General features: G+C 38.6%; 22 protein-coding genes. 19 read left to right on the forward strand and 3 right to left on the reverse strand.

The features are described 5' to 3' along the window. Positions 1–11: 11 nt before the first annotated feature. The 19 genes from A3GI_RS10150 (at position 12) to A3GI_RS10160 (ending at position 20,645) form a co-directional block, all read left to right on the forward strand. The gene (locus A3GI_RS10150; protein WP_018359501.1) at positions 12–845 is read left to right on the forward strand and encodes a GLPGLI family protein; all 834 of its coding nucleotides are present in this window, start codon (positions 12–14) and stop codon (positions 843–845) included. A gap of 83 nt (positions 846–928) precedes the next feature. Continuing rightward, positions 929–3,475 carry a peptidase associated/transthyretin-like domain-containing protein gene (locus tag A3GI_RS0100435; protein ID WP_169333223.1) on the forward strand — a complete coding sequence of 849 codons (2,547 nt, stop codon included), beginning with the start codon at positions 929–931 and terminating at the stop codon, positions 3,473–3,475. Between the two features lie 183 nt (positions 3,476–3,658). After that, positions 3,659–4,993 (forward strand): alpha/beta hydrolase, encoded by a 1,335-nt coding sequence (locus A3GI_RS0100440; RefSeq protein WP_018359503.1) that lies wholly within the window; start codon positions 3,659–3,661, stop codon positions 4,991–4,993. After that, entirely contained in the window at positions 4,990–5,409 is a 420-nt protein-coding gene (locus A3GI_RS0100445) for a putative signal transducing protein (RefSeq protein WP_018359504.1), read from the forward strand. The genes A3GI_RS0100440 and A3GI_RS0100445 overlap by 4 nt, the downstream gene beginning before the upstream one ends. 8 nt (positions 5,410–5,417) lie before the next feature. Beyond that, positions 5,418–5,600 carry a hypothetical protein gene (locus A3GI_RS0100450; protein ID WP_018359505.1) on the forward strand — a complete coding sequence of 61 codons (183 nt, stop codon included), beginning with the start codon at positions 5,418–5,420 and terminating at the stop codon, positions 5,598–5,600. Positions 5,601–5,917: 317 nt separating this feature from the next. After that, positions 5,918–6,802, forward strand: coding sequence for a glucose-1-phosphate thymidylyltransferase RfbA (rfbA, locus tag A3GI_RS0100455; RefSeq protein ID WP_018359506.1), 885 nt, complete (start codon positions 5,918–5,920; stop codon positions 6,800–6,802). Between the two features lie 18 nt (positions 6,803–6,820). Further along, on the forward strand, positions 6,821–7,885 hold the full coding sequence (rfbB, locus tag A3GI_RS0100460; RefSeq protein WP_018359507.1) for a dTDP-glucose 4,6-dehydratase: 1,065 nt from the start codon (positions 6,821–6,823) through the stop codon (positions 7,883–7,885). Positions 7,886–8,053: 168 nt separating this feature from the next. After that, positions 8,054–9,361: a phosphoenolpyruvate mutase gene (aepX, locus tag A3GI_RS0100465; protein WP_018359508.1), complete on the forward strand. Its 1,308-nt coding sequence runs from the start codon at positions 8,054–8,056 to the stop codon at positions 9,359–9,361. Positions 9,362–9,366: 5 nt separating this feature from the next. After that, on the forward strand, positions 9,367–10,494 hold the full coding sequence (gene aepY, locus A3GI_RS0100470; protein ID WP_018359509.1) for a phosphonopyruvate decarboxylase: 1,128 nt from the start codon (positions 9,367–9,369) through the stop codon (positions 10,492–10,494). Further along, positions 10,494–11,609 (forward strand): phosphonoacetaldehyde reductase, encoded by a 1,116-nt coding sequence (locus A3GI_RS0100475; RefSeq protein ID WP_018359510.1) that lies wholly within the window; start codon positions 10,494–10,496, stop codon positions 11,607–11,609. The genes aepY and A3GI_RS0100475 overlap by 1 nt, the downstream gene beginning before the upstream one ends. A gap of 20 nt (positions 11,610–11,629) precedes the next feature. Then, entirely contained in the window at positions 11,630–12,421 is a 792-nt protein-coding gene (locus tag A3GI_RS0100480) for a LicD family protein (RefSeq protein WP_018359511.1), read from the forward strand. Continuing rightward, positions 12,418–13,692, forward strand: coding sequence for an oligosaccharide flippase family protein (locus A3GI_RS0100485; protein ID WP_018359512.1), 1,275 nt, complete (start codon positions 12,418–12,420; stop codon positions 13,690–13,692). The genes A3GI_RS0100480 and A3GI_RS0100485 overlap by 4 nt, the downstream gene beginning before the upstream one ends. Before the next feature lie 36 nt (positions 13,693–13,728). Continuing rightward, positions 13,729–14,730 (forward strand): glycosyltransferase, encoded by a 1,002-nt coding sequence (locus tag A3GI_RS0100490; RefSeq protein WP_018359513.1) that lies wholly within the window; start codon positions 13,729–13,731, stop codon positions 14,728–14,730. Between the two features lie 206 nt (positions 14,731–14,936). After that, positions 14,937–15,977: an O-antigen ligase family protein gene (locus A3GI_RS0100495; protein WP_147277706.1), complete on the forward strand. Its 1,041-nt coding sequence runs from the start codon at positions 14,937–14,939 to the stop codon at positions 15,975–15,977. Continuing rightward, complete coding sequence (locus A3GI_RS0100500) at positions 15,956–17,059, forward strand: glycosyltransferase (protein ID WP_018359515.1); 1,104 nt, start codon at positions 15,956–15,958, stop codon at positions 17,057–17,059. The genes A3GI_RS0100495 and A3GI_RS0100500 overlap by 22 nt, the downstream gene beginning before the upstream one ends. 13 nt (positions 17,060–17,072) lie before the next feature. Continuing rightward, a complete protein-coding gene (locus tag A3GI_RS10155) occupies positions 17,073–17,882 on the forward strand; it encodes a glycosyltransferase (protein WP_025079394.1) in 810 nt (269 codons plus the stop codon). Beyond that, positions 17,879–18,463, forward strand: a complete 585-nt coding sequence (locus tag A3GI_RS0100510; protein ID WP_018359517.1) for a sugar transferase — start codon at positions 17,879–17,881, stop codon at positions 18,461–18,463. Before A3GI_RS10155 ends, A3GI_RS0100510 begins: the two co-directional genes overlap by 4 nt. A gap of 8 nt (positions 18,464–18,471) precedes the next feature. After that, entirely contained in the window at positions 18,472–19,611 is a 1,140-nt protein-coding gene (locus A3GI_RS0100515; RefSeq protein ID WP_018359518.1) for a DegT/DnrJ/EryC1/StrS family aminotransferase, read from the forward strand. Positions 19,612–19,919: 308 nt separating this feature from the next. Then, the gene (locus tag A3GI_RS10160; protein WP_018359520.1) at positions 19,920–20,645 is read left to right on the forward strand and encodes a slipin family protein; all 726 of its coding nucleotides are present in this window, start codon (positions 19,920–19,922) and stop codon (positions 20,643–20,645) included. A 579-nt stretch (positions 20,646–21,224) separates the two neighbouring features. On the opposite strand, the gene A3GI_RS0100530 is transcribed toward A3GI_RS10160, so the two are convergent. Genes A3GI_RS0100530 through A3GI_RS11765 form a run of 3 tightly spaced genes read right to left on the reverse strand, consistent with a single transcriptional unit; the run spans position 21,225 to position 24,019 of the window. After that, positions 21,225–22,463, reverse strand: a complete 1,239-nt coding sequence (locus A3GI_RS0100530; RefSeq protein ID WP_018359521.1) for a spondin domain-containing protein — start codon at positions 22,461–22,463, stop codon at positions 21,225–21,227. A gap of 20 nt (positions 22,464–22,483) precedes the next feature. Next, on the reverse strand, positions 22,484–23,554 hold the full coding sequence (msrB, locus tag A3GI_RS11760) for a peptide-methionine (R)-S-oxide reductase MsrB (protein ID WP_018359522.1): 1,071 nt from the start codon (positions 23,552–23,554) through the stop codon (positions 22,484–22,486). Between the two features lie 9 nt (positions 23,555–23,563). After that, positions 23,564–24,019 carry a DUF417 family protein gene (locus tag A3GI_RS11765; RefSeq protein ID WP_025079392.1) on the reverse strand — a complete coding sequence of 152 codons (456 nt, stop codon included), beginning with the start codon at positions 24,017–24,019 and terminating at the stop codon, positions 23,564–23,566. Positions 24,020–24,108 lie beyond the last annotated feature (89 nt).

Consider the following 24,108-nt stretch of genomic DNA (forward strand, 5'->3'; position numbering starts at 1 on the left):
CTGAATATATTATGATCAAGCATTATTGTACAGGCTTTGCTGCGAGCCTGTTAGCCTTGTTTTTTCCGATAAAACAGCATGCACAGATAACACAGACGCTGGACAGTGCATACCTGAAAGTTGCTTATACATACGAACATACCAAAAAGCCTCCTCGACCAAGACCTTCCACTGACCAGCTTATTCTTGTTGTCGGCAAAAATATATCGGAGTTTTACAGCCCTTTGACTTTTGAGTTGGATACTTTGCAATCCTCTTCTCAGGGAAAAGAACTTTTCTTCAAACGTTTCAGCGAATCATTCGACAAGGGTATTATTCTTTCTCGAAAATACAGCAGATATATATTCAAAAACTATCCTCAAGGGGCTGCGACGGTGACGGATAAGATCAATCTGGATTCTTATATTTATGAGGATACTTTCAATGATCAGGCGTGGAGCATTGAAGACAGTATCAAAACGGTTATGGACTATGAGTGTCAAAAGGCGGTTTGCGAGTATAGAGGTAGAAAATGGACAGCCTGGTTTACGACGGATATTCCTGTTGACAATGGACCCTGGCTTTTGGGGGGATTACCGGGTTTGATTTTAGAAGCCTATGACAGTGAAAAACTTTATTTCTTTACTGCCACAGGGCTTGAAAAGGTTACCGGAAGTCCTATCGATATTATTGTCAATCCGGATATGAGGGGCTATATCAAGACTACACGCAAAGAATTCTTAAAAGGACGCGAGCAATATATAAAGCATCCTATGGCTCATGTTGAAGCTCAGTTTGGCATAAAGATCGGAGATGATACACCGAATCAGGAACAATATGAACCGATTGAGTTTTTGGAAAAATAATTATCATGCGGAGCCGGAGTATTAGACTTGTTCTCTTCTTTTTTCTTCTTTTAACCTGCTTTTACCTTGTCCATGCCCAACAAGTGTCAGTAGAGGGCTTTGTGATGGAAGCCGGGAAACAAAAGCCTTTGGAGGGTGTCATGGTTGTGGTTTATTCGGTGCACCCCAGAAAAATGGTGGCTTATACACAGAGTGATGACCAAGGAAGATTCCGTTTGTCTTTCTCTTCTGTACAAGATGTCCGTTACGAACTTAAATGTTCGATGATGAGTTTTGAATCTTCTGTACAGCCTGTAATCGACGGACGAAAAATTTATAATGTGGTATTGAAGGAGAAAGCTATTGACCTGAAAGAAGTGACTATTAAGTCCAGAAGTATTTTTGACAAGGGCGATACGGTAGTATATGTGGTTTCTCAATTTGCCGGGCGAGAAGATAAATCGTTATCGGATGTCTTAAAAAGAGTGCCGGGTATCGAAGTCGATAAATCCGGTCTGATCAAATACAATGGTACGCCTATCAATAAATTTTATGTGGAGGGAAAGGATATGCTGGGCGACAGGTACGGACTGGCAACTAATAATATCCAACAACAGGATGTGGCACGAATCGAAGTCATGGAGAATCACCAGCCGATCAAAGCTTTGGAGGATATCTCTTTTTCGCGAAATCCGGCAATCAATATCCGTCTCAAAGAACAGGCAAAATCCCGTTACATCGGCGTAGCACTTGCCGGAGCCGGCTTCACCCCTTTACTCTATCAGGGTGAAACTTCTCTGATGCGTTTCAAGAAGAGCTCGCAGATGCTCTATACCTTTAAGACAAACAATATCGGCAACGATGTTACTCAAGAGACAAGTGTACAGGAGATAGCCGGTCGGATCTCCGGCTTCGGACGTAACTACCGATTGAAAGATTATGTTCATGTTGCTCCTGCCTTGCTGGCCGATCTTGAGGAGAACCGTACGCTTTTTAACCATTCATATGCCGCATCGGCCAATAACCTTTGGGGAATTACGGAAAACAGTAATCTTTCCATGCAATTTACTTATATCAAGAATCGCTTCGACTCCGAAAGAGAGATGATAATGACCGATTACATGATGGACTCTACTGTTGTTACGAATACTGCGACACAGGGATTTCGCAGAATGCGACGACTTACGGGCGATTTTATTTGGGAAACCAACCGGAAAGATTATTTTGTCAGAAATAAACTCTCTGCCCGTTTCATCACAGATCGCACGGAAATAGAAAACAGGGGTACTTATGACAATCGCCAACAAGCCTCGCTCCCGGCACGTTATTATGCTAACGATCTTCATCTGATTAAACGCATAGATAACAAATTCTATACACTGAAATCTTTCAACAGCTACGAAACGAAAGAACAGGAACTTCAGGTAATTCGTAAAAAGGCGAGCGGTATTCAGAACATTCATTCGCATGCTTTCTACACCAATACACATACTCATTTGACTTTTTTGCTTAAACCTGTTATGCTATCCGTGAAACTCGGGTTAATCGGGGCTTTCCGGTCAATGGAGAGTCATCTTACAGGGCCTGAAAATATTTCCGGAGTATTGGATAATCGTTTGAATATGCGTTATTTTTATCCTTATGCAGAAACCGGAGTATCTTACAAAAAGCCACATTGGGAATTGAAAGGTACCTTGCCTGTATCTTTCGTTTCATATAGTTTTTATGACCGTTTAGGTAAAGAAAAACAACACCACCAACAGTTGTATGTATCTCCGGCACTTAATATTCGTTATCTCCCTTCTTCTCGTCTGAGTACTGCATTTTCCGCTAGTATCGATAAAAGGAGTGTGGACGAACAGATCTTTTATCGGGGTATTCTATTGAATGATTACCGTAACGTGTCCTTAGGGATTACCGATTTCGATACCGGTAGCGATAAGCGGTTTAGTTGGAATGTGTCTTACAGAGATGCACTTAAAAGACTTTTTTTCAGTGCGAATATCAGCCGTGTTTTGTCGAACTATCCGCGTATAGCCAACCGGGTTTATTCAAAAGAGTATATTGTTCATGGGTATATCGGCAGGCAGACACAGATGAAGACTTGGATGGCAAATGGGAATATAAGCAAGGGGGTAGAGAGCATAAATGGTTTTATTTCTTTATCGGCAGAAGGAACAAGGTTTAATGGTGCACTTTATCAGAACGATGCTTCTTATGGTTATACTTCGCAGCGTTGGCGTTTGACGCCTAAGATAACAAGTCGTCTAAGCCGCTGGTGCAATATAAGTTATCGGTTTTCCTATTTCCGGAGCAAGATGGATATGGAAGCCTTGCGGCAGAGTTATTCTTACCGTCAATTATTCGGACAGTTTTCCTGTGGTATTTCGACAGGCAAGAATTGGCTTTTACATTTTAAAGCCGAGCATTATCATAATGAACATATCTCCGGTCGATTAAAACATTTCTTTTTGACTGATATCGATTTTACATTCAATTTCCGGGATGGTATGGAAATGAATCTGGCGGCAAAAAATCTCTTTGACCGTCGTATTTATGATTACGTGCAATTTGGTGAGCTTTCAAAAATGCAAACAGTCTATCATGTTCGCCCGCGAAATATCCTTTTTAGCCTTTATTTCCGGATCTGACGGGGAGTCTGCAGAATGATTGTGAAAATATCGATATCCGGTTCTTTTATCTTGATTTGTTTGTTTTGCCGGAGGTCTTTATGATTATTTTATGACTATTTTAGAACATTGTAAAAAGGAGGCAAAAGGATGATTGCTCGGATTTTGTTTTATGTTTTTATACTTTGCTAGGGAGGGGTGAATATGCTTTTTGCCCAGCAATGGCAGGGGAGATGGCAGGGGCTGTTGAAAATCGGTGAGGCATCGCTCACGGTGGTTTTTCATATAGACAGCACGGCGAACGGCTTCCGGGTCCGTATGGACAGCCCCGACCAGCAGGCGTACGATATGCAAACGGACTCGGTCAGAATAGCGGGAGACTCTATTTTCCTGAACAGTAAATCCATGTTCATGAGTTATCGGGGGCGGCAAATCGACAGGGATAGTTTGTCCGGTGTGTTTGTGCAAGGAGGTATTTTCCCGCTCGGTTTGCTTCGGAAACCTCGTTTGCAGGAAGAACAGGTTGCCCGATTTCGACATCTGTATCGAGCCGAAGATGTTTCTTTTCCCGGAGGAGCAGAGCGCGTGCAGCTGGCAGGAACTATAACCCGACCACATGAAGAACGCCGGTATCCTGTTGTTATTCTTATTTCCGGCAGTGGACCGCAAAACCGGGATGAGCAGGTGGCCGGGCATCGTCCTTTCCTCGTTTTGGCCGACTCGCTGACACGCGCCGGTTTCCTTGTTCTGCGTTATGATGACCGTGGTGTCGCTCAGAGTACGGGCAACTTCGCTTCTGCCACCACTTTCGATTTCGTAAACGATGCTGAAGCTGCAATTCGCTGGCTTTCGCAAAGAACCGATGTGGACAGGGCGCATATATACTTGCTCGGACATAGCGAGGGAGGATTGATAGCACAAATTTGTGCCTCGAAAAATCCGAAGTCGGTAGCCGGTATCGTTTTATTAGCTGCTCCGCAGGTCGATCCGATGGATTTATTGACCGATCAAACGGCTAACGTCATGCGTCTTGAGAAAAAGAATGAAGAGTATATCACGGGTATGTCTGCTCTTAATCGTAGCCTCTATGAGATGGCGGCAGATACGCTTCTTTCAAGAGATTCTCTTAAAGTGCGGGCATCGGCGATGCTCCGGGAAAAGTTTGCCGTTCTTTACCCCGAATACACTCCTGCACAGCTTTCTCCGGCCATCGAAAATATGTGCGTGCAAATAGCTGCTCCGTGGTTTCGCACATTCCTCCGTATCCGTCCCTCCGCATATCTCCGAGAGGTTCGCTGTCCCATACTGGCACTTTACGGAGGTACCGACATACAAGTTTCCGCCGAATCCAATGCTGCCGTCCTTCGCAGGTTTGCTCCGAAGAGTGAAGTGCACATTTTGCCGGGGCTCAATCACCTGATGCAGTACTCCGGCGGTTCTACAGACCGTTATGTCTGGGAAGATGAAGTATGGTCTCCGCCCGTACTTCAGAAAATTGTTCATACATTAGATAAATGGACAAAACGGAAAAAACGATGAATACGAAATATGAAGACCCGGACAGGCCTATACTGCTGGCTTCTTTTTTGACACCCGATCAGGCCGAAAGGATGGCTATATTGCTGCGTTCGGAAGAGGTGGAATGCTATGTGCAGAATCTGTATAGCAATAATATCATGGGTGGTTATGTGGATAACGGAGGCGTACGCATCGAGGTGCCTCTGCGCGAGTATGAGCACGCCGTGAAAGTTTTGGAAGCGAACGGAATCAGTCTGCCCGGCGATGAAGAAACGCCTGCCGGCTCTTTTTCCCGTTGGTTCGAACGTTTTCCTTTTATGAAGAATGCTCCTCTGGAAAAACGGCTCTGGGTTTTATTCTTTCTTACTCTTGTGGCTATTCTGCTGCTGGCCTGCATCATTCATTTTTCGGGTATTATCATTCCTTTACTCAAATAGATTCTTTTATGGCATACCGTCGACCGCTTTCGAACATGCAGATTTTTTGTATCATCTGTCTCTGGTTGATTTTGATCATATACATTCTTATGAATGCCGTACTCGACGGCCCCACTGTCGTTATGCTTATTCTTGCTTCAGTTCTGCTGGCCTATCCTGTTGTCAAGAGTATTCGTCAAAGGCGTCGATAGCCGGTATCAGGTAGCTCTTCCCCGCTTTTGTGCAAAAAGCCTTTTCGGAGAGGTAAGCCCCATCGAAAGGAAAGATGAAATGGATGTAAGGTTGAGATAACCTAAATCCTTATTTTCTTCGTCTTGCTTCGCTTAACGACTTTGCAAGAACTCCTTTCCTCGAAAGGAGAAACCGGCTTACACCCAAGCCGGTCATAATCGTTTCAGTACCCGTTTACATGATTTTAAGTATACGACAAAATGTCGTATTTTTATTTTTCAGGAAAGTGTTTTGTTCTTAATTTCTTGCTTTTACAGGCAATCTCAACGTTTAAAATATGAAAGGAATTGTATTGGCAGGCGGATCCGGCACGCGGTTGTATCCGATTACGAAAGGCATATCCAAACAACTGATGCCGGTATATAACAAACCGATGGTGTATTACCCGATTTCTGCGCTTATGATGGCGGGCATTCGGGATATTCTCATTATTTCCACTCCGCAAGACTTACCGGCTTTCGAACGTCTTTTAGGTGACGGCAGCGACTATGGGGTGCGCTTCGAATATGCTGTGCAACCCAGTCCCGATGGTCTGGCACAGGCTTTTATCATCGGAAAAGATTTTATCGGCGATGACTGTGCTTGTCTGGTGTTGGGAGACAATATTTTTTTCGGACAGGGTTTTTCCATTCTGCTAAGAGAAGCCGTAAAAAATGCTGAAGGAAACGATATGGCCACCGTATTCGGTTATTACGTTAATGACCCCGAACGGTATGGCGTGGCAGAATTTGATGAAAACGGCAATGTGCTGAGTATAGAAGAAAAACCGTTACGGCCGAAGTCGAACTATGCCGTTGTGGGGCTGTATTTTTATCCGAATAAAGTGGTGGATATCGCTTCGACCATTGAGCCGTCACTGCGGGGAGAGCTGGAAATTACTTCGGTCAATCAGGCCTTCCTGAATGACCGTAAACTGAAAGTCCGGCTTTTCGGACGGGGATATGCGTGGCTCGATACAGGTACGTTCGAGTCCCTCTCCGAAGCCTCTACTTTTGTGGAGGTACTGGAAAAAAGACAGGGGCTCAAAATAGCCTGTCTCGAAGAAATTGCCTGGCGAAACGGTTGGATAGACAGCAAACGCCTGATAGAGCTGGCGGAACCGATGAAGAAAAATGAATACGGCCAATACCTTCTGCGTTTGGCTTCGCTACCGAATAAATAGAATAAAGGTGTTTACCAAATGAAATACGACAGAAATATCCTCATCACCGGAGGTGCCGGTTTTATCGGCTCGCATCTGGTCAGACTGCTGGTCAATCAATATCCGTTTTACCGTATTGTCAATTTAGACAAACTGACCTATGCGGGCAATTTGGAAAATTTGAAGGATATCGAAAACAAGCCCAATTACTTTTTTGTGAAAGGCGATATCTGTGATGCCGAAGCGGTGACAACGGTTTTTGAAAAATATGCTATCGACGGTGTAATTCATCTTGCGGCAGAAAGCCATGTGGACCGCTCGATCAAAGATCCATTGTCTTTCGCACGCACCAACGTCATGGGTACGCTCACTCTTTTGCAGGCTGCTAAAGAGATATGGAAGGGATGTTATAGCGGGAAACGCTTCTACCATATATCCACCGACGAAGTGTACGGAGCTTTAGACTTCGACGGCACACTGTTTACCGAAAGTACCAGGTACGACCCTCACTCCCCTTACTCGGCCAGCAAGGCGGGTAGCGATCATTTCGTGCGCGCTTATCACGATACATTCGGGTTACCGGTAGTGATTTCCAACTGCTCCAATAACTACGGAGCCTATCAGTTTCCGGAGAAACTGATACCTCTTTTTATTAACAATATTCGACACAATAAGCCGCTGCCGGTATACGGCAAGGGTGAAAATGTGCGCGACTGGCTCTATGTGGAAGACCATGTTCGCGCCATTGATTTGATTTTTCATAAAGGAAAAGATGGCGACACTTATAATATCGGAGGATTTAACGAATGGAAAAATATAGATCTCGTCAAGGTTTTGATCAAGGTTACAGACCGTCTGCTCGGCCGATCCGAGGGAGAATCGGAAAGACTGATTACTTATGTTACCGACCGTGCCGGTCATGACCTCCGTTATGCCATAGACTCCACCAAGCTAAAGAAAGAAATTGGCTGGGAGCCTTCGCTGCAATTTGAAGAAGGCATAGAGAAAACCGTCCGCTGGTATCTGGACAATCAGACATGGCTCGACAACGTCACAACGGGCGACTATCTCAAATACTACGAGAGCATGTACCGGAACCGTTAATCTTTTTCAACTTAACCCGTTAATCTACAGCTTCTATGGCTGTTCTTTGAAAAAGAGGTACTTTTGTATTCTAAGATATTACAATAATATTACGACATTAACCAAAAGGTTGTAAAAAGTGAGGTTTTTTCAGTATAAAGAATAGTTTAAACTCAAATACTTATAAAAATGAATAGAAAAATTGTTTATTTAGGAATGAGTGCTGACCTCATTCATCCAGGACATTTAAATATCATTCATGAAGCTTCAAAATTAGGGCGTGTCATTGTGGGGGTTTTAACGGATAAAGCAATAGCTAGTTACAAGAGGCTTCCATTCATGAATTATGAACAACGTGCCCTCATCGTATCCAACTTGAAGGGAGTTGACGAGGTAATTCCTCAAACGACATTAGACTATATTCCCAACATAGAAAAAATAAAGCCGGATTTTGTTGTTCATGGAGATGATTGGAAAGAAGGTATACAAAAAGAAGTTCGTCAAAGAGTTGTAGAAAAACTAACAGAATGGGGCGGTAAAGTCATTGATGTACCCTATACAAAAGGGGTATCCTCCACAATGTTCAATAAATATTTAAAAGAAATTGGAACAACTCCAGATATACGAAGAGCCAGACTCAGACGATTGATTGGTGCAAAAAAAATCGTTCGTATCTGCGAATCACATAGTGGACTCACCGGATTAATAATTGAAAATGTAAGTGTTGATGTCAATGGAGTAAAAAAAGAGTTTGACGGAATGTGGAGTAGCAGTTTGACAGACTCAACTTCTAAAGGAAAACCTGATATTGAAGCTGTGGACTTGACTACACGACTCCACTCTCTTAACGATGCATTAGAATGCACTACAAAGCCCATTATATATGACGGAGATACAGGGGGCAAAGTTGAACATTTTGTTTTCACTGTAAGAACGTTAGAACGCTTAGGTGTTTCTGCTGTAATAATAGAAGATAAAATTGGTCTTAAAAAAAACTCACTATACGGAACATCTGTCCCTCAAACACAAGATAGTATAGAGGGATTTTGTGAGAAAATAAAAGCAGGGAAAAAAGCTCAAATTACTGCCGATTTTATGCTTATAGCACGTATTGAGAGCTTTATCGCAGGGAAAGGCCTTGATGATGCTCTTAAGAGAGGTTATGCATATGTGGAAGCAGGTGCAGATGGAATTATGATTCATAGTAAGGATAAATCTGGAGATGATATTAAATCTTTTTGTAACGAATTTCGAAAAAAATACCCCAGTACACCTATAGTTGTAGTTCCTACAACTTACAATCATATCACAGAAGAAGAATTGTCTTCATGGGGCGTAAACATTGTCATTTATGCCAACCATATGCTTCGCAGTGCATATCCGGCTATGCTTAACACAGCAAAATCTTTACTTACATATTCTCGTGCATACGAAGCAAGTAAAGAATATTGTATGCCAATCAATGAAATTTTAGACTTAATACCTGTAAATGACTGATAAAAATGATTAATCCTATAGATTTCACCAAAGAGTTGCAAAAATATGGTACAAATTTTTTCACAGGGGTACCAGATTCTTTACTCAAAAACTTTTGTTCATGTATAATGTATTCGAATCTTGGAGTAGAAAATATTATTACGGCTAATGAAGGAGGAGCGATGGGGCTTGCTGCTGGTAAATATATGGCTTCAGGTAATATTCCTGTTGTTTATTTACAAAACTCAGGATTGGGCAATATCATTAACCCTCTATTGTCTCTTCATGATCCCGAAGTATATTCAATCCCTACACTTATCATGATTGGTTGGAGAGGAGAGCCTAATGTTAAAGATGAACCTCAACATATAAAACAGGGGAAAGTCACATTAGACATGTTAGATGCAATGAATATTAAATATTGTATCTTATCAGAGGTTTGGGGAGAAGCTGTAAAACAAATAGATGAAGCATACGAGTCTATGAAAAAAGATAGTAGCCCATATGCAATAGTTATACGTAAAAATACATTTACTGAATTTCCCAAAATAGAAGAAAAGGAAACGACTACAATTGCACGAGAAGAGGCAATAATAAAGATCGCAGAAGCTCTTTCTTCATCAGATATTGTGCTTTCTACTACAGGAATGATTTCTCGTGAATTATATGAAACAAGGGAAAAAATGCCCAATTTTGAAGGGGCGGATTTCCTAAATGTTGGCTCAATGGGACATGTTTCTCAAATTGCTTTAGGGATTGCTTTGGAAAAACCTAAGCGTCGTATAATATGTCTTGATGGTGATGGTGCAACTTTAATGCATTTAGGAGGATTAGCGATTATAGGAGACTTGCATCCGCATAATTATTTTCATATAATACTTAATAACTCAGCACATGACTCTGTTGGAGGACAACCTACTGTTGCAGGAAATATAGACTTTAAAAGTTTAGCAATTTCTTTAGGTTATGAATACGTGCAAAGTATAAAAACATTAGATGAGTTGTTTCAAACCTTAAAAAAACTGTCTCAAATAAAAGGACCTGCACTTATCGAAATTAAAGTAAAAAAAGGATCACGAAAAGATTTAGGTCGCCCAAAAACATCTCCGATCAATAACAAAGGACAATTTATAAATTTCTTAAATAAAGAATAATGTTTTTTTTGAATGGAGCTCACAAATCCTTTTTAACAGAGCTTTTTAAACAGGAATCCATAACAAAAGTTTTTATTGTGAGAGGAGGAAACTCATATATTTTAAGCGGAGCAAAAGATGACTTGGAAACAATTTTAAATTCATTAAAGATTGAATTTACATATTTTCAGGAGTTTGATGTTAATCCCAAAATCAATGATTTAGAAAAAGGATTAAAACGATTTGAACAATATGCTCCGAATTGTATAATCGGAATTGGAGGAGGAAGTGTTTTAGATATGGCAAAACTAATCCGTTTTTTTAGTATATATAAAGGAGATTTTAAGACTAATATCTTTGAACGAAAGAATCTATCCAAAACGCAATTAATTTGTATGCCAACAACATCAGGAACAGGTGCTGAAATGACTCACTTTTCTGTTCTTTACGAAAATGAAATGAAATACTCCGTCGAACATAGAGATATGAAACCAGACTTAGGGATAATCATTCCACAATTCACTTATAATAATAATGCCTATCTCACAGCATGCACTGGATTTGACGCTCTGGCACAAGCAATAGAAGCTTATTGGAATATTAACTCAACGACAGAATCCGATCAATTTGCTTTTGAAGCAATAAAACTTCTTTACACAAATCTTCCTTTAGCAGTAAATTGTCCAACGAGCGATATACGAAATCAGATGGCAAAAGGGGCTCATCTTGCAGGTAAGGCTATTGATATAACAAAAACAACAGCACCACATGCTTATTCTTATTACTTCACTTCTAAACATCGTATTCCTCATGGACATGCTGTGGCAATAACATTTCCATATTTTGCTGCTCTTAATATGGAACATTTTGAGCTTTTCAAAAATCAAACAAAACTAAGAGATTATCAAAATAAAATTGAAAAATTATGTTTATTTCTAAATATATCCTCCATAGATAAGAAATCTTTCTTTTCAAGATATATTAGTTCTATTGGATTGCAACCCATTTTTTCAAAAGAGATTGATGTCTTTGAGGCTTTATGTGCAGTCAACAAGGAGAGGTTGGGGAATAATCCGATGTTCATTCATGAACGTTCGTTAAAAAGTTATATAGAGGGCTTAAATCATTTACAATAAATTAATATTGAGGTCAAAAGATGAAAGAACTATCTTTAGATGAAATCAAGACTATAGCATTGAATATAACAGAAACTATTCATAACTTTTGCATTGAAAAAGGAGTAATATATTCTGTAGCGTATGGGACGATGTTAGGAGCAATCAGGCATAAGGGGTATATTCCTTGGGATGATGATATTGATTTAGTTATGCCTCGTAGAGATTATGATATTTTCATTCGAACATTTAATGAATACAATACACGGTATAAGGTCCTTTCCTTTGAAGAAGACAAAAAATATCCTTATGTTTTTGCTAAAGTTATTGATACAGAAACATTATTAGAAGAAGATGTTCAAGATTGTTACACATTAGGTGTTTTTGTCGATATTTTCCCTTTGGATAAATATCCTAATAAAGCTCATCGAATCTGGTTCCAATCATTAATTCTTCTTCAGAGAGTAATTAGCGGAAAGGTTGCAAAATTTACCCCTACAAAACAATCTTTCTTAAGAAATCTTATTCATTTAGGAGTTAAAACAATTCCTGTAAAGAGAATTGTTTTACAAAATTTATTTATAAAATTAATTAAACGCTTTAATAAGAGAGAAGAACTTCCTTATAGAGACTTAAGTCAACCCAGATTTAAGTGCGTATATCCCAAGGATAGTTTTAATAATGTCGAATTGGTCCCTTTCGAAAACTTCCATTTCCTTATACTATCTAATTCTGATGAGATACTGACAAAAATATACGGAGATTACAATAAACTCCCTCCTAAAGAGAAACGTATTTCACACCACTCTTTTAGAGCTTATTCTAGAACATGATAACATCAACAGTTGAAAAGTTGGTAAGCACAACTAAACACATATTAAAGCAGAATAAAATTCTACTTTCTAATATGTCGTATTTAGCTGTTTTTCAGATTTTAATTTTAATATTACCACTAATATCCTACCCATATTTGGTTCGTATGGTGGGTTCGTACAACTATGGAATGGTGGTATACGCACAAGCTTTCTCTGCATTCTTTATTATCATTATTAATTTCGGACTAAACATATATGCAGCAAAGGATATCTCAATTAATAGAAATTTTCCTCAAAAATTAGATGAGATAGTTACAAAAGTTTACATAATAAAAGGTGGATTATTTATTCTCATAGGCACTATATATATAACTTGTATTTTTCTTTTTAAACTTTGGGAAGAAAATCGATTGTTATATATCATATCTTATGGTTATTGTCTTTCAGAGTGGTTTTTGCCAATATGGTATTTTCAAGGAATTGAAAAGATGAAATACATGACAATAATAGATTCGATTTCTAAAATACTTTTCACTTTATTGATTTTCATATTTATACATAAGCCAACTCAATATCTCTTTATACCTCTGTTGCAAATCGCAGGCTCTATGGTTGGTGCTATTATTGCATTCTATCTTCTTTTCAAAATTGAAAAAAGATCGATAAAAAGGCTTAGATATTCTCATATACTTGAATATATGAGAATATCATTCCCCTTTTTTTTATCACGAATATCAGTCGTTGCAATTGCTCAATTAACTACAATTTTTATCGGTAAATTTTTGGGATATATAGAAGTCGCGTGGTATGATCTCGCAAAAAAGATTTGGAGTTTATTCATGCTTCCGGCCAATATCATAAACACTGCCATCTATCCTAGGATAGCCTATACAAAAAGTATTAAACTGGTTCGTAATATTTTTTATTTACAGCTGTCTTTATCAATAATACTTTATATCATATTATTATTATCCTCTAATTTACTTGTCACGATTTTAGGAGGAGTAGATATGATCCCTGCCATTTCTACTGTTAGATTTTATGGTGTAATGATAATCATTTGCTATATGACCTATTTTTTAGGAACACCTGTAATGGTTCCTTTCGGATTGGAAAAACAATTTAATAAAAGCGTTATCCTATCATTGGGATTATATATACTACTACTTTCTATTATTTGGATAGCAAACACAATTTCATTAAGTATTTTTATCACGATAGTAATATTTTCTGAGATTTGTATTTTTATTTATCGGTTTTCTTTTTGTAGAAAGAAAAAGTTGGTTTAGTTTTAGAAAGAAAAAACATCAAAATTTCAACATAAAATGGATTTAAAGATATCTCTTGTTTTGCCGATATATAATGTCGAAAAATATTTATCTCGATGCATTGAATCAACTCTTAATCAAGATCTATCCAAAGAATTATATGAAATTATTTTGGTAAATGATGGCTCAAAAGATCATTCTTTAAACATTTGCAAACACTACGAACAAATTGCCCCTAATGTAATTCTCATTGATAAAGAAAATGGAGGATTAAGTTCTGCAAGAAACGCCGGATTAGAAAAGGCAAAAGGAACTTATATCTGGTTTATTGACTCAGATGATGAAATAGAGAAGAACTGCCTGAGCGCTCTTATGCAAGAAATAGAGAAAAAAGACTTAGACTATCTGGAATTCCCATATAAAAATATCTATTCAAATCATACCTATACCAAGTCTTCTTTAAAGGCAAAACCTAACGATGTTTGCTCTGGAATTGAATTAATATCCAAATATCTAATTGGTATTCCTGCATGGAGTGGTATTTCAAAGAGGTCTATTTGGATAGATAACAACATTCGTTTTCTTGAAGGAATTTATGCGGAAGATCTCCAATGTACAATACGACTAATGAAGCATATAAAAAAATATGCTTTTTTCAATCAAAATATTTATCCTTACCTCTATGGAATTAGAGATGGTAGCATCTCACGAAATAATAATAATGATCATATCCGTAAATACCTGCTTTCTTATTTCAAAATATTAGAATCTTGGCAAGAATCTTTTAATTTGGATAGCAAGAATAAAAGTGATTATGACTATTGGGTTAATCGAAAGTATTTGAACTATCTCAAATGTTGTATGCTAAGTTGTCTTTTTCGCTCTTCATTACCTGCTGAAGAAAGAAAACATTATTTTGAAAGATTTAAAAAAGAGAATATTTTTTTAGATAATTTAAGAGGCAGAATAATTGGTGAAAATTTCTCATCAAAGATCTTCTATAGGACAATCGCACTTTCTCCTACATTATATAAATATGCATTGCTTCACTCTTTATGAAACATATTTCTTTTTATCTCTCATTTCTTTTCTTTTTTATACTGTTTTTTAGTATAAAACTTTCTTTTATTTCTTTCCATCCATTTATCCTTTTTGCGGCCTTAAGTTTTATCTATATACTCAAAAAGAATACGCAACAACACTTTTTTTTCTTTAAACATTTGTTGGTTTATATTCTTTCAATTTATACTTTAACAATACCTTCAATGTTATTAAATGGAGGTGATATATATTATATATACGAAGCTTTGGCTGTTCCTGTTATTTGTTTTTTTGCAACTTTTTTTGTCTTTTGTTTTTCCTATCCTTCTTTTTTTAAAGTAGAAAATCTTCTTCCCAAATTAATTACATGGAGTCTTACCTTGCAATCATGTATAACATTATTAATGTACCAAAACAAAAAAATATCTGATTTTTTTTACACATTAATCTCACATTCAGAATTACAAGAAAAGAAATTAGAAGGAGTGATTGAATCGTCTAGTAGATTTATAGGGTTTGGGATAGAGTTTTTTGGAGCTGCTATTGTTTACAGCTTTGGATTAATGTTTATTGCTTGGTTGTATTGTCACTACAAGCGATCTTTATATCTATTATTTTTCTTTTTTAATTCTTTTATAGGTTTATTCCTTGCCAGAACCTCTATTGTTGGTGTAATTTTGGGATGTATATATATATATATATCAAAACTAAGAAAAAGTAAAAGTTCTTTGACAATAAAATACTCTCTATTATTTCTAATTATCATTATCTCATCCATATATATTTTTAAAAACGATATTTCCTATTTTATTTTAAAACAGGACCCTAATAGTCCAACGGCTTGGGTTTTAGAGCCTATTAAAAATTTTATTGAAACAGGAGAAACGTCATCAAAATCTACAGATGTTTTACTTGAGATGTGGAAAAAAACACCTGATAATATTCAAACATGGCTTTGGGGAGATGGATACTTTCGTAAACACTCTATAAAAGGAGGGTTTTCTGGATATTATAAAGATATTGATGTTGGTTATTTGAGAATAATATATTCAACAGGTATATTTGGTTTGTTAGCTTTTCTAATTATTCAATACCGTATGCTTAATTATGCAATAAAAGATACTTCTATAGCAAATATGAAATTGTATTTTTATATTATGTTTCTCCTACTATTGACAAAAGGTTTTTTTTCTTTTACTTCACAAATATTCCTCATTTATTTCTTTCAAAAAAACACAAAAATATGTCTGAAAAAATTATATTAGCTTTTGTTCGTCAACCAGCGGGAGGAACAGCCTCTTATATCAATAACTATATCTTGAATGCAAGAGAGCAAAAAAATATACATTACAAGGTTATATACTTTCAAACAGAATCAAACACGTATTTTCAAGAGAGTTCCCCCCTTGGAATTGATATTGAAATTTTGCCGAAAATTTCAAAATACAATCTCATAAAAAAAATTCTTTGCATCTATAAATTTTTTAAAAAAAACAAAGATATCTTTGTTATAGAAGTTCATAATGCTAATGTTGGCTTTATTTTTCTTCTACCCGCTTGGTTAAAAGGGATAAAAAGAAGGATTGTAATGCTACATAGTTCACGTTATTCTGAATATCGGCATAGGGTTCTAATAAATAAAGTCTTAACAAAAATCACTCTTTTATTTTCAACATCACTTATTGCATGCAGTAAACTTGCGGGAGATAAAATATATGGAAAAAAGAAATTTGAAATTTTTAAGGGAGGAGCTTCTTCAGAAAACTATAGATTCAATATAAGTGATAGAATAAATATCCGTGAAAAATTTAATATTCCATCGGATTCAACAGTTATTTGTCATATAGGTAGATTATCTCCCGTGAAAAATCATTTCTTTATTCTTGAGGTTTTCGAACTGTTCATAAAAAAACAGCCTCAAGCCAGATTAATTTTAATTGGAGATGGCCCTCTTAAGGAAGAAATAAAATCTTATATAGCAAAAAAAGCTCTTTCTGAATTTATAATAATGATTGAACATACATCCAAGCCTTATCTTTACTTGTCTGCTTCCGATATTTTCATTCTTCCTTCTCTTTTTGAAGGTTTACCAATATCAGCCATAGAAGCCCAACTATCGGGGCTACAATGTATCATTTCCGATAAAGTATCTGAAGAAATAAAATTCAATGAAAATATATCATTTTTGAAAATAGAGGATAATAAGCTTGAATGGGTCGAAAAAATTACTGAATATTCAAAAATAGAAAATGATAGAACTTTTGATTTGAAAAACTTTAATGACAAAGGCTTAAACATAAAGGAAGAAGCACTCAAACGAATAAGTTATTATTTATCCTTAAAATAAAACTATGACAAATATGAGTAAACTTGCTGTGATAATGTCAATTTATAAAAGCGATACCTTGTACGCCACTAAACAATCAATACAGAGTATCCTAGAACAGACATTCTCTGACTTTGATTTTTTTATAATGTATGATGGACCAATAGCCGATGATATAGACTCTTTTTTATCTAAACTCAATGATCATAGATTAAAGATTTATAAACGTAATCAAAATAAAGGTTTAGCATTCTCTCTCAACGAACTTTTATCAATTATTTTGAATAACGGTTATGAATTCATCGCTCGTATGGATGCAGATGATTATAGTTTACCGACAAGATTTGAAGAACAGATTCTTTTTTTACAAAACAACATAGAAATTGATGTTTGTGGTTCATACATCAAAGAAATGAAAGATCTTAACCAACTTTTAAATATAGTAAAATACCCCATGAATCACATTAAGTGCTTAAAATATATAGGATATAGAAATCCTCTGGCGCATCCAGTTGTTATGTTTAGATCTTCTTTTTTCAATAAAGCCGGGATGTATCCTACGGATACATTACGAGATGAAGATACGGGATTGTGGCTTAATGGTTTTTTGGCTGGTTGTAAATTTGCGAACCTGCCTAAAGTGCTATTGTATATGAGAATATCTGAAGATTTTTTTGAAAGACGAATCGGAAAAGAGAAAAGTCTTGCTGACTATGAAAAGAGAAAAGAAGTTATCAAAAAACTACATTTACCTAGAAAGTTCTTTTTGATTAATTATTTTAGATACCTTTTGTTTAGGTATTCCTCGTCGCGTATCCTTCACTTTACATATAAATTACGATGATTTTTAAATGGTTGTTTGACAGAATTATGGCTTTCATCGGTTTATTATTGATTTGGCCGTTATTGCTAATTATTGCAATAATGATTAAAATAAAAATGCCCGAAGGGCCGGTTCTTTTTAAACAAAAACGCGTAGGGCAATACGGAAAATTATTTACAATGGTTAAGTTTCGTTCTATGAAAATTTCACATTGGGGCTCATCGATCTCTGTGGCGGGAGAGAGAAGAATCACACCGTTAGGAGCTAAATTGCGGAAGTATAAATTAGATGAACTCCCCGAGCTTTGGAATGTACTAAAAGGAGAAATGAGTTTTGTAGGGCCAAGACCCGATGTACCTGGATATGCTGATCGACTGCAAGGTCAAGACCGGGATATATTGAAATTAAAACCCGGTATTACCGGCCCCGCAAGTATAAAGTATAAAAATGAAGAAGAGCTTTTATCAAAACAAGAGGATCCTGTCAAATACAATGATGAGGTTATTTTTCCAGATAAGGTTCGGATTAACTTAGATTATTTGTATAATTGGTCTTTTAGAAAAGATATAGTATATATATATCAAACGATTTTTGATAAATAATAAAAGATATGAAAGAGAGAATATGGCTGTCGCTGGCCGAGATGGGCGGTGAAGAGCAAAAATTCATACAGGAGGCTTTCGACACGAATTGGGTGGTTCCGCTGGGACCGAACGTAAATGGTTTCGAAGCCGATCTCGAGAAATATATTGACGGTAAAGGGCGTAAAGTTGTGGCCCTCAGTGCGGGAACGGCAGCTATTCATCTGGCTCTGGTTATGCTGGGCGTACAACGCGATGATGAAGTAATCTGTCAAAGTTTTACTTTTTCGGCATCGGCCAACCCGATTATGTATCAGGGAGCCAAGCCGGTATTTGTGGACAGCGAGCCGGATACGTGGAATATGTGTCCGAAAGCGTTGCGTGAAGCCATCGAAGACCGTATCGGGCAAACAGGAAAAAAGCCGAAGGCGATCATTCCGGTACATTTATACGGCATGCCTGCCAAAATGGAAGAGATCAAAGCTATTGCCGATGAATACGATATCCCGGTTGTAGAGGATGCAGCAGAAGCTATCGGCTCTGAATACAAAGGGAAAAAATGCGGCACTTTCGGAAGCTATGGTGCTCTCTCTTTTAACGGAAACAAGATGATTACTACCTCGGGTGGAGGTGCTTTGGTATGTCCGGGAGAAGAAGAGGCGAAACGGGTGATGTTTTTTGCCACGCAGGCAAGAGACAACGCACCGCACTATCAGCACAGCCATATAGGCTACAACTATAGATTGAGCAATATTTGTGCCGGTATCGGGCGTGGACAAATGCTGGTACTCGAAGATCATATTGCCAAACGCCGGAGAAATCATCGAATCTATATGGAGCTGCTCTCTTCGGTAAAAGGTGTCACCGTTATGGACAATCCGTCAAAGGATTTCAACTCTAACTTCTGGCTTACCTGTATCATCGTTGCCCCGGAAGAGGCCGGATTTACGAGAGAAGATATAAGGCTGGCGTTAGAGGCTGATAATATCGAAAGCAGACCGCTTTGGAAGCCGATGCATCTGCAACCGGTGTTTGCCGGCTGCCCTTTCTATGGAAACGGTGTCAGTGAAAAACTTTTTGACAACGGCCTTTGCTTACCGAGCGGATCGTCACTGAAAAAAGAGGACTTGGAAAGAGTTTGCCATGTTATCGAATCTTTGGCAAAATAGAAGTCCACGGACTTAATAATAAGATATAACCGCCACCTGTTTGAAAGGGACAACCGCTAAAATTAAAACAGGGTATTGCGGATGGTTGCTCCCGGAGGGGAAACTCTCGAACGAACTGCATGTTTGGCAGTTCCATATATACACAATGATGTTGTCGAAAAGGAACGGTGCAGCAATGCACAGCTTAAGTCAAGTTTGCAGGCCGGAGGATACCGCCGAGCAAAACAGCGAAAGCTCAACCCGGCTTCCCTTGACTTAAGTGTTCTTTTTCTTTCGGAACCATTCTTTCATCAAAATAAGACTTCGCCATGATATTCAAGAAAAGTTATCAGATTAAACCCAACACGACCGGCTATCTCTTCAGAGATCACCGGTTCGACAAAGAACTGCCGGCCGGCAATTATACGTTTTGGGGACCGAAAAAGAGGATAGAAGTGTTCATTCTTCCGGAAACGTCGAAGCTGCTTACCATCACCAATCAGGAGGTCCTGTCGAAGGACAACATCGCTCTGCGTTTCTCGTTCAACGTGCTTTACAGGATAGAGGATGGCAAGCGGTTCCTTAGCAAATTTTCATTGGATAACCCGGTGGAATCTATTATTTACGAAGCTGAGCAGAGATTGCTGAATGTGATACAGGTGCATATACGCAACAAAATCGCCGGCATGGACAGTGAGGAACTGAATGAGAAAAGAGGCGAAATAGCAGATTTCAATATGCAAGCCATAGAACAGACTGTTGCCGAATTCGGCATCACGATTGAAGAGGTTACTCTCAGGGATATGACCTTTCCTAAAGCCATTCAGGAACTCTTTGCCAAACACCTCGAAGCCAAAATTCGTGCTAAGGCGGATCTTGAAAATGCCCGCACGGCTGTGGCTACAGCCAGAGCCTTGAAGAATGCTGCGGCACTGCTCAAAGAGGACGGAAACATCAAGTTTTTCCAATTGCTGGAAACGATTAACAAAATCGCCGAAAAAGGTAAACATACATTCATGATCGGCGATATCGACAAGCTGACTTCCAAAGAGTAAGCTGTTTTTAGGATTTCTCCACCCGCCATGGCGTTAACGGGAGTTTTGATTAGGAGGGAAACTCTCTCGATTTTATTCCGGATATCTCACTCCGGCATCAAAGTAAATCTCTTCAAAGCTGCGCGACATTTTTCTTAAATGTGTGTAAATTCCGGACTTTATCTTAGAGGACTGCAAAGTAAACTCAGGATTAAACAATGGATTTACATTAATGCTTAAAACTTTTGTGCAAAAACTCGATGACGTTGTCTCATCATGCGCAAATGACTGAGTTGCTCGCCACCACATTCGGCTTCGGTCACGTACTTTTCAGTATGCTCTCTTGAGCCCCAGTCTTACCGCTGTGTACTTTACGCATTCTGAAGCACCTAAAGGGGGCTGTGTCAAAACATGGAATTGGGAGAACTTTCCTTTCATATCGATAGTTACCACCCTTTCTAATCAAATAAAACAATCGCTATCATTGAGTTTTAGCTCTTTGATAGCGATTGTTCTTTACAAATGACAGTTAATTTAGGGAGAATGGAGTTTTGACACATCCCCCTTTTATTTGTTGCTCGCAGATTTCTCTAAAAAATCTTATCTAACCGTGATCTTCAATACCTTTTTTACTGCAGGCACGGGGAATTTATTCCCAACCTTTGCAACAGGTATACTTTCTACTTGTGGCGTTCCTCCAAAAAGAGCCTGAGCATTGCCCGCTCCGGGGAATTGATCCACTCCCGTTCCCGAATCGAACAGTGCGGCACTTTCTGTAATATCACCGGTCAAAGAGGCAGCAACTTCTTTTTCATTTGCATAGAACCAGTCATTCGAGAATCCGAACATTGTGGCATAAGCAATTTTGTCGCCCTTTTCCACCTTATACTGTGTCATAACCTTTTGACCGGGACCAACAGGAGCACTACCGGCCAGATATACACCTTTTACTCCTTTCATTTCCTTAAGGCTCTTCATCAGTTTGCTTGCATCCCCTTTCTGTGAAAGTTCTTTCAAGCCCATTCCGGGATCTTTTTTACCCAGTTCGTATATCGGATTCTTATCCCCCTGATAAGTAACCACCAATACGGGAGAAAGTCCGGTGATAATACCGGTATTGGCCTCTACCTGAGCTTTCAGTTTGTTTATATCACCCATTTGAGCAATATCGGTAATTTCAGGATTGGACTTCTCTCCCGGAGTAAAAAAGGGGTTTTCGGCAAGCAGTTTGTTTCCGTCGAATGTGGAAACAGCCCAAACACCCGGAGAAAATGGAGTTTCATGTCCGGTACCGTCTGAGGTATTCGTAATCGTGAGGGTAAACTCAGAAGAAGATTCCATGTATGCCAGCATCACCTTCATCAGCTTAGAAGCGTCAACTCCTTTAACTTCGGCAATCGGCTTGGATTCGGCAGCTCCTGTTTTGTCATCTTTCGTACCATTATCCCACAATTTCATCTGGGCCGAAACATCTCCTGTCATAGCTTTTCCTTTGTCATCGAAAAGTCTAATGCCCGGCTGTTCGGAGGCAAAGAACCAGTCTTTAGATTTGCCGTACATCGTAGCAAACATCAACCGTTGTCCCTTACCTGCACTGAACTTAAAGTCAACACTCTGTCCCGGCAGGATAACCGGAAGATTCACCTCTTTACTGCCTTTTCCAAGGAAAGAACCACTCTCCACAAATAGTTTCGGAGCAACGATATTCTCAATTGTAATCGTGTGCATCCCTTCTTTACTCTTGGGCATATTCTTTTCATCTTTGGAACAAGAGGAGAACAGTGTCGCTGCGGCCAATAAAACAGTAGACATTACAGCTTTTGATCGATAAATTTTCATAGTTAATAAATGTTAAATGTTTATTTTTTTATCAAAGGAAGGTATTCACCATATCCTTCTTCTTTCATTTTTTCTTTGGGAATAAAACGCAGGGCTGCACTATTGATGCAATACCTCAGACCGCCTTTCTCTTTCGGACCGTCATTGAATACGTGTCCCAAATGTGCATCTCCGGTTTTGCTACGCACTTCGGTGCGGATCATGCCATGCGATTTATCTGTTTTCTCAGAAACGAGATGATTGTCGATAGGTTTGGAAAAACTCGGCCAGCCACAGCCCGACTCAAATTTGTCAGAGGAAACAAACAAGGGTTCACCGGTGGTAATATCTACATATATCCCTTCTCTAAACTCGTTCCAGTATTCATTCTGAAAGGCTCTCTCCGTGGCATTGTTACGCGTTACCTCGTACTGCATCTTTGTCAGTTTCTTTCTCAAAGCAGAATCATCCTGTTTGACATACTTCTTCTCTGCAGGAGCTGCATTTGCCTCTTTAGCCATTTCAAACAATTTTTGAGGAATATGGCAGTAGCCACCGGGATTTTTATCCAAATAGTTCTGATGGTATGCTTCTGCTGTATAATAATTCTTCAGCATTTCACACTCCACCACAACGGGAGCGGAATACATCGAAGCCAAACGTGCAATGGCACCTCTTACACGAGCTTCATCGGCCTTATCGGTATAATAGATACCGGTGCGGTATTGAGTGCCCGTGTCGTTTCCCTGCCGGTTGAGACTGGTCGGATCTATAGTCTTGAAAAACAAATCCAACAACTTTTCCAGACTAATCTGCTGCGGGTCGTACTCCACCTTAACCGTCTCGGCAAAACCGGTATCCTCGGTAGATACCTGCTTATAAGTCGGCCTGACTGTTTTACCGTTGGCATAGCCGACCTCTGTTTTTATCACACCTCGTATTTGCTTCAAAAAATGTTCTGTTCCCCAGAAACATCCTCCGGCGAGATAAATTTCTTTTTTTTGATTTTCCATTTTCATTGTCTGTCCTTTCTTTTGAGCACGTAAAACATCGTTTACACAAACCAATACCAGGGCAAAACCCAGTGCAACTAAAATATGTTTTCTTTTCATCTTCGTATATTATTTATGATTATCCGAATACCCGATCAACATAAGCCCGAAGCCGAGGTATGCCAAATCTTTGAGTATGAAAAAATCCGTTACGGGTACTCCTTCTATTTTCCGCCACGTTCCGGGGGTGGAAAACAGATAACTGATCGTTGTAAGAAAGATGACGAGTACCCCGAATCCCGCATATCGCCTTAGTGAATAAAATCTGAGAGAAAGAAGCAATAAGACAGCTACCAGAATCTCCACCGAACCCACTACATTTGAAACCGTTTGTACATCAAATACATCGTACACCCAGAATGTAAGCGGATGATGCTCCACTAACGGCTTAATAGCCATAGCCTCCGCAGAGGTAAATTTGAATATGCCGATCCAGAGAAGGATGATGGCGGCACCGAAGAGGGTTATATGAAACCCGGCTCTAAATAAATTCCTGCTTGTGAGCAGCTCTTTTCTTGTCTTCATCTCGTCAATCAATAAAAATTGCTCAGTATCAAAAAGCCTCTCAATCGGGGCTTCTGTTTCTATAGTCGGCAACTTATCGAAATCCTGAC

This window comes from Porphyromonas macacae DSM 20710 = JCM 13914 (assembly GCF_000379945.1).
Lineage (GTDB): Bacteria > Bacteroidota > Bacteroidia > Bacteroidales > Porphyromonadaceae > Porphyromonas > Porphyromonas macacae.

Bases quoted from the DNA above. Each gene is read 5' to 3' on its own strand.
- A3GI_RS10155 (WP_025079394.1), top strand. From the start codon at position 17,073: ATGAGTAAACTTGCTGTGATAATGTCAATTTATAAAAGCGATACCTTG.
- A3GI_RS0100530 (WP_018359521.1), bottom strand. From the start codon at position 22,463: ATGAAAATTTATCGATCAAAAGCTGTAATGTCTACTGTTTTATTGGCC.
- A3GI_RS0100475 (WP_018359510.1), top strand. From the start codon at position 10,494: ATGTTTTTTTTGAATGGAGCTCACAAATCCTTTTTAACAGAGCTTTTT.
- aepY (WP_018359509.1), top strand. From the start codon at position 9,367: ATGATTAATCCTATAGATTTCACCAAAGAGTTGCAAAAATATGGTACA.
- A3GI_RS0100510 (WP_018359517.1), top strand. From the start codon at position 17,879: ATGATTTTTAAATGGTTGTTTGACAGAATTATGGCTTTCATCGGTTTA.
- A3GI_RS11765 (WP_025079392.1), bottom strand. From the start codon at position 24,019: ATGAAGACAAGAAAAGAGCTGCTCACAAGCAGGAATTTATTTAGAGCC.
- A3GI_RS0100440 (WP_018359503.1), top strand. From the start codon at position 3,659: ATGCTTTTTGCCCAGCAATGGCAGGGGAGATGGCAGGGGCTGTTGAAA.
- A3GI_RS0100480 (WP_018359511.1), top strand. From the start codon at position 11,630: ATGAAAGAACTATCTTTAGATGAAATCAAGACTATAGCATTGAATATA.
- A3GI_RS0100490 (WP_018359513.1), top strand. From the start codon at position 13,729: ATGGATTTAAAGATATCTCTTGTTTTGCCGATATATAATGTCGAAAAA.
- rfbB (WP_018359507.1), top strand. From the start codon at position 6,821: ATGAAATACGACAGAAATATCCTCATCACCGGAGGTGCCGGTTTTATC.
- A3GI_RS10150 (WP_018359501.1), top strand. From the start codon at position 12: ATGATCAAGCATTATTGTACAGGCTTTGCTGCGAGCCTGTTAGCCTTG.
- A3GI_RS10160 (WP_018359520.1), top strand. From the start codon at position 19,920: ATGATATTCAAGAAAAGTTATCAGATTAAACCCAACACGACCGGCTAT.
- A3GI_RS0100450 (WP_018359505.1), top strand. From the start codon at position 5,418: ATGGCATACCGTCGACCGCTTTCGAACATGCAGATTTTTTGTATCATC.
- A3GI_RS0100515 (WP_018359518.1), top strand. From the start codon at position 18,472: ATGAAAGAGAGAATATGGCTGTCGCTGGCCGAGATGGGCGGTGAAGAG.
- A3GI_RS0100445 (WP_018359504.1), top strand. From the start codon at position 4,990: ATGAATACGAAATATGAAGACCCGGACAGGCCTATACTGCTGGCTTCT.
- A3GI_RS0100485 (WP_018359512.1), top strand. From the start codon at position 12,418: ATGATAACATCAACAGTTGAAAAGTTGGTAAGCACAACTAAACACATA.
- A3GI_RS0100495 (WP_147277706.1), top strand. From the start codon at position 14,937: ATGTTATTAAATGGAGGTGATATATATTATATATACGAAGCTTTGGCT.
- rfbA (WP_018359506.1), top strand. From the start codon at position 5,918: ATGAAAGGAATTGTATTGGCAGGCGGATCCGGCACGCGGTTGTATCCG.
- msrB (WP_018359522.1), bottom strand. From the start codon at position 23,554: ATGAAAAGAAAACATATTTTAGTTGCACTGGGTTTTGCCCTGGTATTG.
- aepX (WP_018359508.1), top strand. From the start codon at position 8,054: ATGAATAGAAAAATTGTTTATTTAGGAATGAGTGCTGACCTCATTCAT.
- A3GI_RS0100500 (WP_018359515.1), top strand. From the start codon at position 15,956: ATGTCTGAAAAAATTATATTAGCTTTTGTTCGTCAACCAGCGGGAGGA.